The 13,605-nt window shown below is 65.5% G+C and carries 9 protein-coding genes; 2 read left to right on the top strand and 7 right to left on the bottom strand.

From position 1 onward, the window contains the following. Positions 1-3 precede the first annotated feature (3 nt). From ACOQPH_RS08380 to ACOQPH_RS08350, 7 genes are all read right to left on the bottom strand, one after another. Positions 4-1,086, bottom strand: coding sequence for a pyridoxal-phosphate-dependent aminotransferase family protein (locus ACOQPH_RS08380; RefSeq protein ID WP_420624174.1), 1,083 nt, complete (start codon positions 1,084-1,086; stop codon positions 4-6). A 62-nt stretch (positions 1,087-1,148) separates the two neighbouring features. Next, positions 1,149-5,594, bottom strand: a complete 4,446-nt coding sequence (locus tag ACOQPH_RS08375; protein WP_420624173.1) for a cadherin domain-containing protein — start codon at positions 5,592-5,594, stop codon at positions 1,149-1,151. A gap of 161 nt (positions 5,595-5,755) precedes the next feature. Beyond that, on the bottom strand, positions 5,756-6,682 hold the full coding sequence (locus ACOQPH_RS08370; protein WP_420624172.1) for an NAD(P)-dependent oxidoreductase: 927 nt from the start codon (positions 6,680-6,682) through the stop codon (positions 5,756-5,758). After that, complete coding sequence (locus ACOQPH_RS08365; protein ID WP_420624171.1) at positions 6,679-8,271, bottom strand: class I adenylate-forming enzyme family protein; 1,593 nt, start codon at positions 8,269-8,271, stop codon at positions 6,679-6,681. The genes ACOQPH_RS08370 and ACOQPH_RS08365 overlap by 4 nt, the downstream gene beginning before the upstream one ends. Before the next feature lie 46 nt (positions 8,272-8,317). Next, positions 8,318-9,364, bottom strand: a complete 1,047-nt coding sequence (locus ACOQPH_RS08360; RefSeq protein ID WP_420624170.1) for a peptidase M29 — start codon at positions 9,362-9,364, stop codon at positions 8,318-8,320. 78 nt (positions 9,365-9,442) lie between these two features. Beyond that, a complete protein-coding gene (locus tag ACOQPH_RS08355; protein WP_420624328.1) occupies positions 9,443-10,159 on the bottom strand; it encodes a histidine phosphatase family protein in 717 nt (238 codons plus the stop codon). Positions 10,160-10,214: 55 nt separating this feature from the next. Further along, complete coding sequence (locus ACOQPH_RS08350) at positions 10,215-10,601, bottom strand: hypothetical protein (protein ID WP_420624169.1); 387 nt, start codon at positions 10,599-10,601, stop codon at positions 10,215-10,217. A 295-nt stretch (positions 10,602-10,896) separates the two neighbouring features. Here ACOQPH_RS08350 and ACOQPH_RS08345 point away from each other — a divergent pair, with 295 nt between their 5' ends. After that, a complete protein-coding gene (locus ACOQPH_RS08345) occupies positions 10,897-12,189 on the top strand; it encodes a serine hydrolase domain-containing protein (protein WP_420624168.1) in 1,293 nt (430 codons plus the stop codon). After that, a complete protein-coding gene (locus tag ACOQPH_RS08340) occupies positions 12,189-13,601 on the top strand; it encodes a mycothione reductase (protein ID WP_420624167.1) in 1,413 nt (470 codons plus the stop codon). The genes ACOQPH_RS08345 and ACOQPH_RS08340 overlap by 1 nt, the downstream gene beginning before the upstream one ends. Positions 13,602-13,605 lie beyond the last annotated feature (4 nt).

Raw genomic sequence — 13,605 nt, 5'->3', positions numbered from 1 at the left:
AGCTCAGGCTGCCACCAGTTCTTCGAGCGCGCCGAGCAGCATCCTGACGTTGCGCATCCGGGCTGTGTGGCCCATACAGCCGATGCGCCACACCTTTCCTGCCACGGGACCCAGCCCGCCGCCCACCTCGATGCCGTAGCGCTCGAGCAGGGTACGCCGCCCGGCGACGTCGTCAAAGCCTGCTGGCAGCGTGACGGTGGTCAGCTCGGGCAGCCGGTGGCCCTCTTGGGCCCACAGCTCGAAGCCCAGTTCCGGCAGGCGGGCGTGCAACTCATCCCCGCAGGCCTGATGGCGTGCCCAAGCGTTGTGGAGCCCTTCATCAAGCACCGCTCCGAGGCCGGCGTGCAGCGCGTAGAGCATCGAGATCGGGGCCGTGTGGTGGTAGGCGCGAGCGCCCTCCCCGACGACATAGGCCCGGATCATGTTGAGGTCGAGGTACCAGCTCTGGGGCTTGGCCACGAGTGATTCGAGAGCGCGGTCGCTGACAGTGAGGGGGGCAAGGCCCGGTGGCACCCCGAGACACTTCTGGGTGCCGCTGTAAGCGATGTCGGTGCCCCATCCGTCGATGTCGACCGGGATCCCGCCCAGCGACGTGACACAGTCGACGAGCAACAGTGCATCACCCTTGGCCTCACCGAGCGGGGCGATGTCGTTGCGCACACCCGTGGAGGTCTCCGCATGCACCACCGCGATGATCTTGGGCGAGGGGTGCGCGTCGATGAGCCGCTGGGGGTCGATAGCGCGGCCCCACGGCTCCTCGACGGCGACAACATTGGCGCCGCATCGTGAAGCGACGTCACACATGCGGGTGCCGAAGACGCCGTTGACGCCGATGACGACGGTGTCGGCGGGCTCCACGAAGTTGCAGAAGGCGGCCTCCATGCCTGCCGAACCGGTGGCGCTCACGGGGAACGTCAGCAGGTTCTGGGTCTGCCAGACGGTTCGAAGGCGCGCGTTGATCTCGTCCAGCAGAGCAATGAACTCGGGATCGAGGTGGCCGAGCACCGGTCGGGTGAAGGCTTCGATGACTTCGGGATAGGGGTTGGACGGCCCCGGTCCCATCAGGATGCGGTCGCTGTGCGTCACGGGCCCGCACGGTACCGCTCGAGCGGGGGAGCCGTGACGACACCGGGGCGGACTACGGGCACCTAGTCCCTCGGCAGGATTCCGCGGGCAACGTTGACGGATGTGTGAATCCGGGTCTGGCCGCTGGTGCGTTGCGTCCTGCCGCCCGACGGCAAGAGAGCCGCGATCTCGTTCTGAACGGCGGTGGGAATCGCGTTGGTCCCGCCAATGATGCGAACCAACCTCGGCTGGACGAGTCTGAGAAGTTCTCCTGTTTCGGCCGGCAGCATGCCGGGTGCCGTGTAGACGACGAGGGCGCCAGGCGTGCGTGCCGAGAGCGCGGCTGCGACGCCGATGTCGGGCGGGCTCCAGCCGCTGGCCACGATGACGACCCGTTCGTTGGCGGGAACGGGCGTGGAGTGCTCGTCGAGGTACTGCGCGGTGAGCTGTGCGGTGTGGGTCCGTGAGCTGCCGTTGATGCGCTCGACGCCTGTGTCGGGAGCGGCTGCACGGATCTGGTCCTCGACGGTCTGTGATACCGCTGCCGTGCCACCGACGACGAGGATGCTGCTGGGAGATGTGTCCGCGATGAGCTGACGCAACTCTGCTCCGAGCTCGGCGGTCTCCGTGTAGACGACAGCCGAGTAGGGCAGGCGCGCCGCCAACGTTGCGGCAATGCCGATGTCGGGCGGCCTCCATCCATTGGCGACGATCAGCACTGCGTTCCCCGCACGCGTGCCGTCGAGGGCCAAGCGGGCGGCTCGAACTGACGTCTCGACACGCGTCGCTCCCGTGATGCGCTTGATGTCCGCAAACGGCTCGGAGGCGGCAAGCGACTGGCGCACTGCTTCGGACACGGCGGTCTCACCGCCGATGATCGCAATGAGGTGAACGGTTCGGATGTCGAGGAGCGCCCGGACTGCAGCCGGAAGGCGGTCACCTTCGGTGTAGACGACCGCGGCGCCTGCTGTGCGGGCTGCGAATGCCGCAGCAACTCCGACGTCCGCTGGACTCCAGCCATTGGCAACAAACAGCGTCGTCCCTTCCACGCCATCGATGCCGCCGCCGCCTCCGCCACCACCGCCACCGGTGGTGTTCAAGCGTGAGCTGCTGATTGTTTGGGAGTTGCCTCCGTTGTCGTTCGACATAGTCGACGTCGTTGACGAACCGCCGGAGCTGGAAGCCGACTTGACAGGTCCATGGTCGTCGTCATAGACGGCTTCGGCGCGCAGGGAATACCCAGAGTCGCTCCTCGTGACGATGTAGGTGTTCGAGGCGGAGCGGGGAATGGGTGTCCATTCCCCGCTGGAGCGCTTGCGTTGCCACTCCCACCTCAGATTGGCGATGTCGCCGTCGGGGTCGCTCAGTGTCGCTGTCACCGCAGTTCCCGTCGGTTGCGATTCCGACAGTGACACGCTTCCGAATTCATCGAGGTCAGCGACAGTGATCCGGACACGCTGCGTGGCCGTGAAGCTGCCATCGGAAACGCGGACGTCGACCTCATAGGTGTTATCGAGATTCGCATCGGCCGGCGCATTGGCGTCCGGGAACTGCTGGAACCTCAGCTCGCCGCGCGTGCTGATCTGAAGATCATCTTCGTCGGGCCCGCCGAGGCTCCAGCCGAGCGCGCCGCGGTCAGGATCGTATGCGCCGAACAAAGCGACCTCTGTGTTTCGTTCGTCGATATGCACGACGCGGGGGCCGGTCAGCACGGGTGCTTGCGGCTGGTCTTGAACAGTGATGGTGACGGGTCGTTGAGCCCTCGCACCCGACGGGTCCGCAGCGTTGACCGTGAGATGAAACGCTTGGCCCGGATATCCGTCGAGCGGCGCATGTGTGCGGATCTGACCTGTTGTCGCGTCGATCCTGAAAGAGCCGTTGCCCACGCCGCTCAGGGAGTAGACGAGGGGATCGTCATCGTCGTCATCGGCGCTGACGGGGGGCCCGACGGCGTAGCCGGCTGGATCGGTCTCTGGTACCGATCGTTGCGCTGCCGCAGTCGAGTCGAAGTAGGGGGCCGTGTTGCTGGAAGGCTCAGCACGTACCGCGCTGTTCCATGTGAACCGCTCTGTCTTGTTGTCGCCCTCACCGTCGTTGTAGCTGACGTTGACGCGTAGGTATCGGCCCTGGTCGCCCGATGTCGGGTAGTACGAACTTGACGTGGCGGCGCTGATCGTCGACCAGCTGACACGGTTCGACGAGCGTTGCCAACTCCACTGCGTGCCTGTCACGCTGCCGTCGGGATCGCCGAGGCTCAGATGCACCGAGTTGCCTACTTGCGGATACAGCCCGAAGGGGCGCAGCTCCGGACTCTCGTCGATATTCGAGACCTTGACGGTTACGGCGAGCGAACCGGTGTGGTCGCCGTCGAACGCTTCGACGGTGATCCCGAAGACGTTGTCCCGATTCGCGTCGGCGGCCGACTCGAAATCCGGCGTCTTGGCAAATTTCAGCTGGCCGAACGCGTCGATCGCAAAATCAGCGCCGTCTCTCCCCGCAACACTCCACTCGACATCCCCGGACTCAGGATCGTCGACGGAGTACCGACCGATGATCGAGGTGTCATCGGTGTACAGCTCATCTCGCTCGATCGAGGTGTCGCCGCTCACGGTCGGTGCCTCGTTCACGTCCCGCACTCCGATGCGCACCGCCCGCGAGGTGGTCAGCGCGCCATCGGACGCCTCGATGCTGACCTCGTACACGCCGTCGCGGTCAACGTCGCCGGGCTGTTCGAAATCCGGGGCGCTGTCGAGGCTCAACACACCGTCGTCACCCAGGCTCAGCGATCCGGAGTCACCGCCGCCGAGTGCCAGGGTCACCGTGGCATTTTCAGGATCGATCGCCCGGTATCGGCCCAGTTCGCCAGAGATGTTCTCCGACAGGCTGACTGCACGGGGGCCCAGCAGCACCGGTGCTTCGTCGATGCCCGTCACGGACACCGCGACCGCAAGCGAGACTGTGTTTGATCCGTCGGATGCCTGGACCAGCAGGTCGTAGCTATTGTCCCCGCCCCGGTCTGTCGGCGACTCGAAGTCGGGCGGAACGGCGAAACGCAGCGCGCCGTGGCTGTCGATTTCGAATGCCTGTTTGTCGACCCCTGCCACCGTCCAGGCGATCTCGGCGCCTTCAGGATCGTCGGCGTAGTAGTAGTTCAGGACGGTGTCGGCGTTCTCGGTTGTTGTTGCGGTGGCCGGACCGGTCACCGTGGGCTCCTCGTCCACGTCGAGGATCGTGACGGTCACGTCGATCGTCGTGTCGGTCGACGTGACCGGTTCCCCGTCGCGGTCAGTGCCGTCGTGCACCGAGACCGTGAAGGAGTGAGTCTCCTGGGATTCCCGATCGAGGGCTGCCGCAACTCGCAGCTGTCCCGACGATGCATCGATCTGGAAATTGCCCGTGTCGGCGCCCCCGAGCGCGTACGTCAGCGGGTCGCCGTCGCGATCCACCGCAGCCACGGGCCTGCCCACGGCGGTTCCCACGGTCGCTCCCTCTGGGATGCTGCGCAGTCTGGATTCCGAGGTCCGGAAGATTGGCTTGGCTCGGCAGTACGGGAGCCCGAGTTCGGCGATGTCGTGTTTCGAAACATACGACAACGATCCGGGCACGCAACCAGTCAAATTGTTGTCGGCGAGTCTGAATTCTTCCAACTCCACCAGCTTCTCGAGCTCGATGGGGATGTCGCCCGTGAGGTTGTTGAGGTTGAGTTCCAGTCTCGTGAGGTTCGTCAGATTGCCGAGCGAGGCCGGAATGCTGCCGCTCAGACCGTTGCCCGTGAGGTACAGCACCTTGAGGTTGGAGAGATTGCCGAGCTGTGAGGGAATCGTGCCAAAGTGCTGATTGCCGGCGAGGTGGAGCTCGGTGAGGTTGGAGAGATTTCCCAGCTGTGAAGGAATGTGGCCGAGCAGGTCGGTGCCGGAGAGATCCAAATGGCGCAGGTTGGTGAGATTCCCGAACGAGGGCGGAAGGGCTTGGAGGAAGAAGTTGCTGGTGAGGCTGAGCGTCTCAAGGTTGGAGAGATTGCCCAGCTGCGTCGGCAGCGGCTTTCGCAGTTCGTTGCGCGCGAGGTTGAGATGGCGGAGATTGGTGAGATTGCCGATCGATGCCGGGATGCTTCCGCTGAGGTCGTTCGAGGGCATGGAGATCGTGGTGAGGCCGCTCAAGCTGCCCAGTTCGGTTGGGATCGTGCCGCTCAAACCGGTGCTGCTCAGCCGGAGTTCCGTCACGCGACCGCCCGACATCGTGATGCCCGTCCACCCCGTCATCGCACGTGACGCCGACCAATTGAGCCGGCCCGATCCAGCCAGCGTGGACTTGAGGCCGAGCAGTGTTTCGCAGTCTGCAACGAGGCTGGAGTTGCCGGTGGGATTCGGCACGGCGGTGCCGCTGTTGCACGTCAGTGTCTGCGCCGACACAGAGGGCTCGCGAACTGGCGCCACAACACCCGCAAACGCCAATACGAATGCCGCGAAGGCGAGTCTTGAGCGCTGGCGACGTGCTGGAACCGCGCCGCGCGAGCCCGAAGTCTGCATGGCGGCTCCCACCAGTCGCGTGGTCAAGGCCCCGACAGCGCGATTGGCAGCCGAGAAGACTCAGAGTAGAGAGACGGATACGAAATGCGGTGGCAATCAGCAGCTGAGGATGAGGTATCCCGAGTGTGCGCGCCCCGAGCTGGAACGTTTCAAACGTCGGCTCAGGACTGGTGGTCAGGAGGGCGCAGCAGGGCGATGAGGCTGGAGGTGTCCCAGCGGCCGCCGCCGAGCTCACCGATGCGCTTGTAGTACTGGTCAACCAGCGCGGTGACCGGCAACCGAGCGCCGTTGCGCTGTGCCTCGGACAGCACGATACCGAGGTCCTTGCGCATCCAGTCGACGGCGAAGCCGAAGTCGAACTCGTCGGCCATCATCGTCGTGCCGCGGTTGGACATCTGCCAGGACCCAGCGGCTCCCTGCGAAATCGTGTCCAGTACGGCGTCGAGATCGAGTCCTGCCCGGCGACCGAACTCAAGGCCTTCGGACAGCGCTTGAACCAGCCCGGCAATGCAGATCTGGTTCACCATCTTGGTGAGCTGCCCCGAGCCCGCGGGCCCGATGAGCGTGACAGCCCGGGCGTAGGCGTCGATGACCGGGCGGGCCCGTTCGAAGTGCTCGGCGGCGCCGCCGCACATGACGGTCAGGACGCCGCTGCGCGCGCCCGCTTCGCCGCCCGACACCGGTGCGTCGACAAAGCCCACCCCACGCGCAGCGCCCTCATCAGACAGCTCTCGTGCAAGGTCGGCCGAGGCGGTGGTGTGGTCGACGAGGATCGATCCCTCGCTCATGGCGGCCAAAGCCCCGTCATCGCCGTAGGCGACGGCTCGCACGTCGTTGTCGGCGCCCACGCACATGAACACGATCTCCGCCTCGTCGGCGGCGTTCGAGGGCGTCGTAGCGATTGTTCCGGGGTGTTCGTCGGACCACCGCTGCGCGACGCTCGTGGTGCGATTGAACACGGTGACACGGTGGCCCGCCGCGGCGAGATGGCCGGCCATCGGGTAGCCCATCACGCCGAGCCCGATGAATGCGACGTCGGTGGGCTCTGGCGTGGACTGCGTGGCGTGGTCGGGGGAGTCTTGGCTCATCTTGCGGTCCTCCGGTGGTCGGGTGTTGCCGTGCGGCGCTCCGCCAGCATCGCCTTCACCTCGTGCTTACGTACTTTGCCCAAGGCGGTGCGAGGCAGCTCGTCGAGCCAGATGACGGCCTTGGGCTGCTTGAACCGCGCAAGCTGACCGTCGAACAGGCGCAGCAGGGCTGCTGCGATGGCATCGTCAGACTCAGCATCGTCGGACCCGGCTTCGAGGCCGAGCGTGTCTGCAGACGGTGCAGCACGCACCGCCACGATCACCGGAACCTCGCCCCAACGTTCATCGGGCACTCCCACGACGGTGGTTTCCGCGACGAGGTCGCTGCGGGCGAGCACCTCTTCGAGTTCTGCTGGGTAGATGTTCTCGCCGCCGGAGATGATCATGTCCTTGCGCCGGTCATCGATGAAGATCCAACCGCTGGCGTCAGCGTGACCGACGTCGCCGGTACGGAACCAGCCGTCGGTGAGTGCCTCAGCGGTTGCCAGCGGGTCCCGCCAGTACTCCCGCAGAATGCTTTGGCCGCGTACCCACAGCTCGCCATGCTCGCCAGGCAGCGCATCGGTGCCAGCGTCGGTGACGATGCGCACCTCGCACATCGTCGACGGCTTGCCGCACGAACCCGGATGGTCGGCCGCTTCGTCGCAGCGCAGGTGTACGGCGATCGGGGCCGTTTCAGTGGAACCGTAGATCTGCCCGACCGGCAGGCCCCGCTCGAAGTACGGCCCGGTGACGGCACTGGGAACAGGTGACGATCCCGTCATGATCCCGCGCAGCGAGCCGAGATCGGCACTCGCGAAGCGCGGGTGAGCGGCAACGGCGGCGAGCGCTGCCGGTACCAGCACCGTCCAGGTGGGCTGCCACTGCTCAACGTCGGAGATAAACAGCCCGGGATCGAAGGCGCGATGGATTAGCACCGCCGCTCCGCCCAGCACCGCCGGGAGCGTCTGGATGTTGAGCCCGCCGACGTGGAACAACGGAATGGCCGTCAGCACCCGATCAGCGCTGGTGAGGTCGTGTGCGTGCGTGGAGTTGACGGCATTGGCTGCCATGGCCGCTTGGTCCAGCAGTGCGCCCTTGGGGTGTCCGGTGGTACCTGAGGTGTATGCCAGCAGCACCGGGTGTGCCGGCGTGCCCCGGCGGGCAGGTGCCCCTTTCGGGGCGCTGAAGTCGTGGGGCTCATCAGGCACGACCAGGGTGTCGCATTGCGTGCCGATCAATGCCGCGTGCTCTTCGAATTCAGTGTCGACGGCCAGCAGGCTCGGTCCGGCGTGGTCGAGGATCCACCGGTGCTCGGGCGGTGCCAGGCGCGAGTTCAGGGGGAGGTAGATGGCGCCCAGCCAGGAACAGCCGAGCATCAACCTCAGTGCGGCTGGCCGATTCGGACCGAGCCACGCCACGCAGTCGCCCTCGCCGATGCCCGCAGCCGCCAGCCAGCTCGCAGTAGCGACGATCTGATTGGCGAAGGAGCCGTAGGTGTGCTCGACCCCTTCGAATGCCAGAGCGGTCGCGTCCGGGCAGTGGTCGGCCCAGCGTTCGACGCGAGCTGCAAGGTCGGCTCCGGTAGCCAGCGGGCGGGGGTCGCTCACAGTGCTGGCTGGTAGGGACCGGTTGGCAGGTCGCTGGCGCTTGTGCTCAGGCCAGATCGCCTTGCAGCACACCGGAGATCACAACCGCCTCGCCATCGAGCAGCACGCTGTGATTCCGCATCGGCAAGTCGAAGTGCCCGAGCGTGTGGCGGCCGGCGTGCTCGTTCGCCCCCGTGGAGTACAGGAAGTTGCCGGCGAAGGCCCGTTGTTCGGTGCCGTTGGTCTGGCTTCGGTCGTACATCGACATGGTGTCCCAACGCGCGCCCGGGTTCATGCCCCATCCCACGTGGCTGGTCGCGTATGCCTCCCGGTCGCCCCAGGCGTCGGTGTAGCTGCGGAACAGCGCAGCGTCAGTGCCGGTGCCTTCCACTTCGACGACGTAGTCGTCGCTGATGTGCAGCGTGACCGGTGACTCGATATAGCGCTTGAACGTGAGGTTCATGTCGCCGCGGTCCATCACGATGGTGCCGTTCACGGTTCCGGCCTTGGGGAATGCGAGGCACAGACCGCCGGGCCAATGGCTGATCGTTCCCGGCCGCGAGGTGTACCCCCAGCCGCCCCCGCACGGGGCCTCGCTCACGTCGACGACCAGGTCGGTGCCTGCGGCCGAGGTCACAGCCATCTCGCAAGCACCGATGAGCTTCTTGATGCCGACCTTCACCTTCGGCTCGAGGTCAGGCGCCGGCAGGAGTCGCTCCAGCGCTTCAGGATGCTCGTTGGAGACCATCAGGATCCGGGTGCCCTCGCCCAGGATCTTCGGGAGCTCCGGTGCGTGCAGCAGTCCCTCCACCGTGCAGTCGACGACAAAGTCCACAGCGCCGAGGGCTGCAAGGACCGCCGTCGAGCCGGCGATCGCATCCGATGCTCCCGTTGACCTCACGGGTACCGGCGCCGACTGGCGCGGCGTGGGCACGACGACGTGGATAGGCGGTGCGCCGAGGCGATCCAGCGCCAGTTCGGCCAGGTTCACGTTGACGGCCCTGCTCTGGCTCTCCGACAAGATTGCGGCAGTTTGGGGCGGCTCGACGCCGCACATCTCGAAGACCGACGCAAAGGCGTCGATCCACTTGGCTTCAATTCGTTCGACCAGCATCCGGTCCTCCAGTCTCCCGACAACGCCAAGCTAGAAGGTCGCAGAGCCTGTGTGTTCTGCGAAGCGGGGGCTATCGGTTCAGACCGCTTCGACGGCGGTGAGATGGGCAGCGTCGTTGAAGCGACGCACTTGCCAGCGTCGCCCTTTGTCGCCGTCGAGCAGCCCGTTATCGCCGTCAAGCAGCTCGAGCTCGGTGATCGAGGTCACCGCAGTGACTACGCCGACGCCCGGCTGGGCGGGCGGGATGCCGAATGCCATCGCCATCGCTGCGGACACGATTCCGCCATGGCACCCCACGAACACCGTGGCGCCCGGATGCGATGCTGCAATGTCATTCAGCACTTGCGCAACTCTGTGACGGAACCCGGCTCGGCTCTCCCCACCGGGTACAACCGGTGCGTAGGGCTGCCCGTCAGAGCGGACGAAAGCGAATTGCTGACGTGCGGCCTCCCACGTCATGCCGTCGATGGGACCAAGACGCATTTCCTCGAGGTCGTCATGGATGCGAACGTCGAGGTTGCCCCGCTCGCCCCCGCCTAGTGCCGGCAGCACGATGTCGGTGGTCTCACGAGCCCGCGGCAATGGAGACGTGTACACGAAGTGCACCTCAGGTTCGCGCCCGGCCGCGAATCTGTCACGGAGTGCTGCAGCCTGAGCATGACCCCGGTCGGTGAGGCCGCGGCATCCCTTGGGTCCGCCGACGATTCCCTCAGCCATTGCCACTGATTCACCGTGCCGCACAATCAGCAGCCGCGAGAGCAACTGCTCGTCAGTCATCTCGCCTGCTGCCGACATCCACACCGGAGAACTCTAGGACCGGCCTCGCGAGACCAGTCCCCTCCTGCGCTGGCTAGCGCAACGGGAGAGGCGAACCGATGTGCTGGGAGCGACCGATTCTCCGCTGGGGCCGCGCCGGCATCGCACCAGTCGGGTCGGTCGGCGTCGGATCGGCATCAAGGTCCATGGGTTCCATCGTGACGGGGTCGAACACCGCCACGGCACCGCTTCGGACGTTGCGGGCAATCCACACTTCAGCGATGCACTCTGCCTCCGCCGCTGCTGATTCGGCAGCATCGGCGAGGCGTTCTGCGGGCCGGGAGAACACGAGCGCTTGAATTCCAACGCTTGCCGCAGCTGCGGGATGGGTATAGCCAGCTCGTTCCAGTTGTTCGACCGTCGAAGCAGCGGTGAGGTCGGCACCTTCCGCATACACACTGAATTCATAGGTTCTCGTCACGACCACTCTGCCTTCCGTTCCCACAATTGATGCCGGGACCTCAGGCCGGATGGCAATGTGCCCGGCGAGCGTGCGCACTTTAGCCGTGCCGACTCGGTTGCTGTCAAGTGCATTATCTTCGATCTATTTCTTCGATGGCTGTGTTGTCTCGATCAATGTCGATATAACGCGCTCACCCAGACGCTCGAATCACCTGTGCGACGGAGCGAGTGCTCGCTCACCCCCTGGCGACGCGCCCTGCGCGCACCTGCGCCGTAACCTGCGAAATCGCAGCGCAGAACCGTCGGAGGCAGTGATGGGATCGATTGAGGCGGAAGTCGAGCCGACCGAGGTGGGGTTCGACCCTGCCCGGCTGGGACGCATCACAACGCACCTGAATCGCTACGTCGACGATGGCCGCCTGCCCGGCGTCTCGGCACTCGTGACGCGCGGCGGCAAGATCGCGTACACCCACCGCTACGGCGATCGGGATTGCGAGCGGTCCCTGCCGGTCACGTCCGACACGATCTATCGCATCTACTCGATGACCAAGCCGATCGTGTCGATCGCAGCCATGCAGATGTACGAACAGGGCCTCTTCCAGCTCAAGGACCCGGTGTCTCGGTGGATTCCGTCGTTCGCGAATGCGCGCGTGTTCGCGGGCGGCAACGTGATGCAGTACCAGACAACCGAACCGGCCAGCGAGGTCACGATCCACAGCTTGTTGACCCATACCTCGGGCCTGACGTACGACTTTCACTTCTCGAACGCGGTCGATGCGCTCTACCGGGCGAATGGCTTCAACTGGGGGGCTCCTGGCAATCTCGAAGAAACCTGCGAAGCCCTCGCATCGCTCCCGCTGCTCTTCGATCCCGGCACCGAATGGAACTACAGCTACTCCACCGACGTCCTAGGCCGTGTCGTCGAGCTCGTCTCTGGCCAATCCCTCGACGACTACCTCGTCGAGCACGTGACCGGACCGCTGGGCATGGCCGACACGGGCTTCGAAGTGCCCTCCGCCGACGCTGAGCGCTTCGCAGCCAACTACACGACAGCCGTCCTGGCAGCGAGCGACTTTGCGGGCAACACGGGGCCATCAATTCCGGCGTACCGCCCCGACGATCCGGGCCTGCGGCGCACCCTTCTGGACGATCCGCGCACGTCTGCCTACTTGGCGCCGCCCAAGATCCTGTCCGGCGGCGGCGGCCTGGTGTCGACCATGGGCGACTACCACCGGTTCACCCAGATGCTTCGCAGCGGCGGCGAGCTCAACGGGGTCCGCGTCATCGGTCGGCGCACCCTTGAATTCATGGCCAGCAATCACCTGCCTGGCGGCACTGACCTCACCGAGTGCGGCCGGGCGCTGTTCTCCGAGGCGCCTTTCGATGGAGTGGGCTTCGGGCTGGGCTTCTCTGTCGTGCTCGATCCTGCGAAGGCCAAGGTGGTGTCCAGCAAGGGCGAGTTCGCTTGGGGAGGTGCCGCATCGACGGCCTTTTGGGTGGATCCGGTCGAGGACATCACTGTCGTCTTCCTGACGCAGCTGCTGCCGTCGAGCACTCATCCCATCCGGCCTGAGCTGAAGGCGCTCGTCTATCAGGCACTCGTGTGATGCCGGCTGCGTCCGATCCAAACAGTTTCGATCTCATCATCGTCGGCAGCGGTTCGGCAAATTCGATCCCGGGTCCCGAATTCGACGACTGGTCGATCGCACTCGTGGAGCGCAGCAGGTTCGGCGGCACCTGCCTGAACGTGGGGTGCATCCCGTCGAAGATGTTCGTATACGCGGCAGATGTGGCCGACACCATCCACACCGCCGCTGCCTATGGCATCTCGGCCACCTTCGAGGGCGCGGATTGGCCCGCCATCCGGAATCGAGTCTTCGGGCGCATCGACCCGATCGCCGAAGGCGGCAAGGTGTTCCGCTGCGGGACTGCCTGCCCGAACATCGACGTCTTTCTGGGCCAGGCGCACTTCGTGGGCGAACGTGAGCTCGAGGTCCGGCTGAACGACGGCGGTACGGAGCGCATCCGGGGCCGTCACGTCGTGCTGGGAGCGGGGGCACGGCCGTTCATACCGCCGTTCCCTGGCCTTGAACGCACGCCGTACCACACGTCCGACACCGTCATGCGGCTTAACGAGCTGCCGCAGCGGATGATCGTGTTGGGCGGGGGCTACATCGCTGCCGAGTTGGGCTACGTGTTCTCGGCGCTCGGCACCGAGGTCACAATGATCAACCGCAGCGAGCAGCTGTTGCGGGCCGAGGATGATGACGTTTCCGAGGCATATACCCGTGCAGCGCAGCGACACTTCGATCTGCGGCTCGGCGCGACGATCACCCAGGTGAGCCCAGAGCCGAGCGGCGGCGTCTCGGTGGAGCTGAGCATCGGCGGGGAGCACCAGCAGGTGAACGCTGATGTCCTGCTCGTGGCCACGGGCCGGGTTCCCAACGGCGATTTGTTGAACCTCGATGCGGCCGGGGTGGCCCACGACGGCGGTCGCGTGCTTGTTGACGAGCACTTCCGAGCGAGCGCGCCGTGGGTGTGGTCCTTCGGCGATCTTGCCAGCGAGATCCAGCTCAAGCACCTCGCCAACGCTCAGGTGCGCGCAATTCGGCACAACCTGCTCGTAGCCGAGGGCGCCGCAGACGGTCCAATGCACACGGTGTCCGAACGGCTGGTGCCCCATGCAGTGTTCTCGCACCCGCAAGTCGCGTCGGTCGGCCTCACTGAGCGAGATGCTCGGGCAGCCGGCCTGCCCATCTCGGTGGCCAACAAGCCGTTCGGCCACACGGCCTACGGCTGGGCCATGGAGGACCGCACCAGCTTCGCCAAGCTAATTGCACACGCCGAGACCCGTGAGCTGCTCGGCGCCCACATCATCGGTCCGCAGGCTTCCACGTTGATCCAGCAGCTCATCTCGGGCATGACATTCGGGCTGACCGTCGATCAGATGGCGCACGACCAGTTCTACATTCACCCTGCGCTGACCGAGGTGATCGAGAACGCGTTGCTCGATCTATAGCCGG

It is taken from the genome of Candidatus Poriferisodalis sp. (assembly GCF_965221945.1).
Classification (GTDB): Bacteria; Actinomycetota; Acidimicrobiia; order Acidimicrobiales; family Poriferisodalaceae; genus Poriferisodalis.
The sequence above is the reverse complement of the archived record's forward strand: the minus strand, read 5'-3'. Positions and strand labels throughout refer to the sequence as shown.

Bases quoted from the DNA above. Each gene is read 5' to 3' on its own strand.
- ACOQPH_RS08355 (WP_420624328.1), bottom strand. From the start codon at position 10,159: ATGTCGGCAGCAGGCGAGATGACTGACGAGCAGTTGCTCTCGCGGCTG.
- ACOQPH_RS08375 (WP_420624173.1), bottom strand. From the start codon at position 5,594: ATGCAGACTTCGGGCTCGCGCGGCGCGGTTCCAGCACGTCGCCAGCGC.
- ACOQPH_RS08345 (WP_420624168.1), top strand. From the start codon at position 10,897: ATGGGATCGATTGAGGCGGAAGTCGAGCCGACCGAGGTGGGGTTCGAC.
- ACOQPH_RS08360 (WP_420624170.1), bottom strand. From the start codon at position 9,364: ATGCTGGTCGAACGAATTGAAGCCAAGTGGATCGACGCCTTTGCGTCG.
- ACOQPH_RS08340 (WP_420624167.1), top strand. From the start codon at position 12,189: ATGCCGGCTGCGTCCGATCCAAACAGTTTCGATCTCATCATCGTCGGC.
- ACOQPH_RS08370 (WP_420624172.1), bottom strand. From the start codon at position 6,682: ATGAGCCAAGACTCCCCCGACCACGCCACGCAGTCCACGCCAGAGCCC.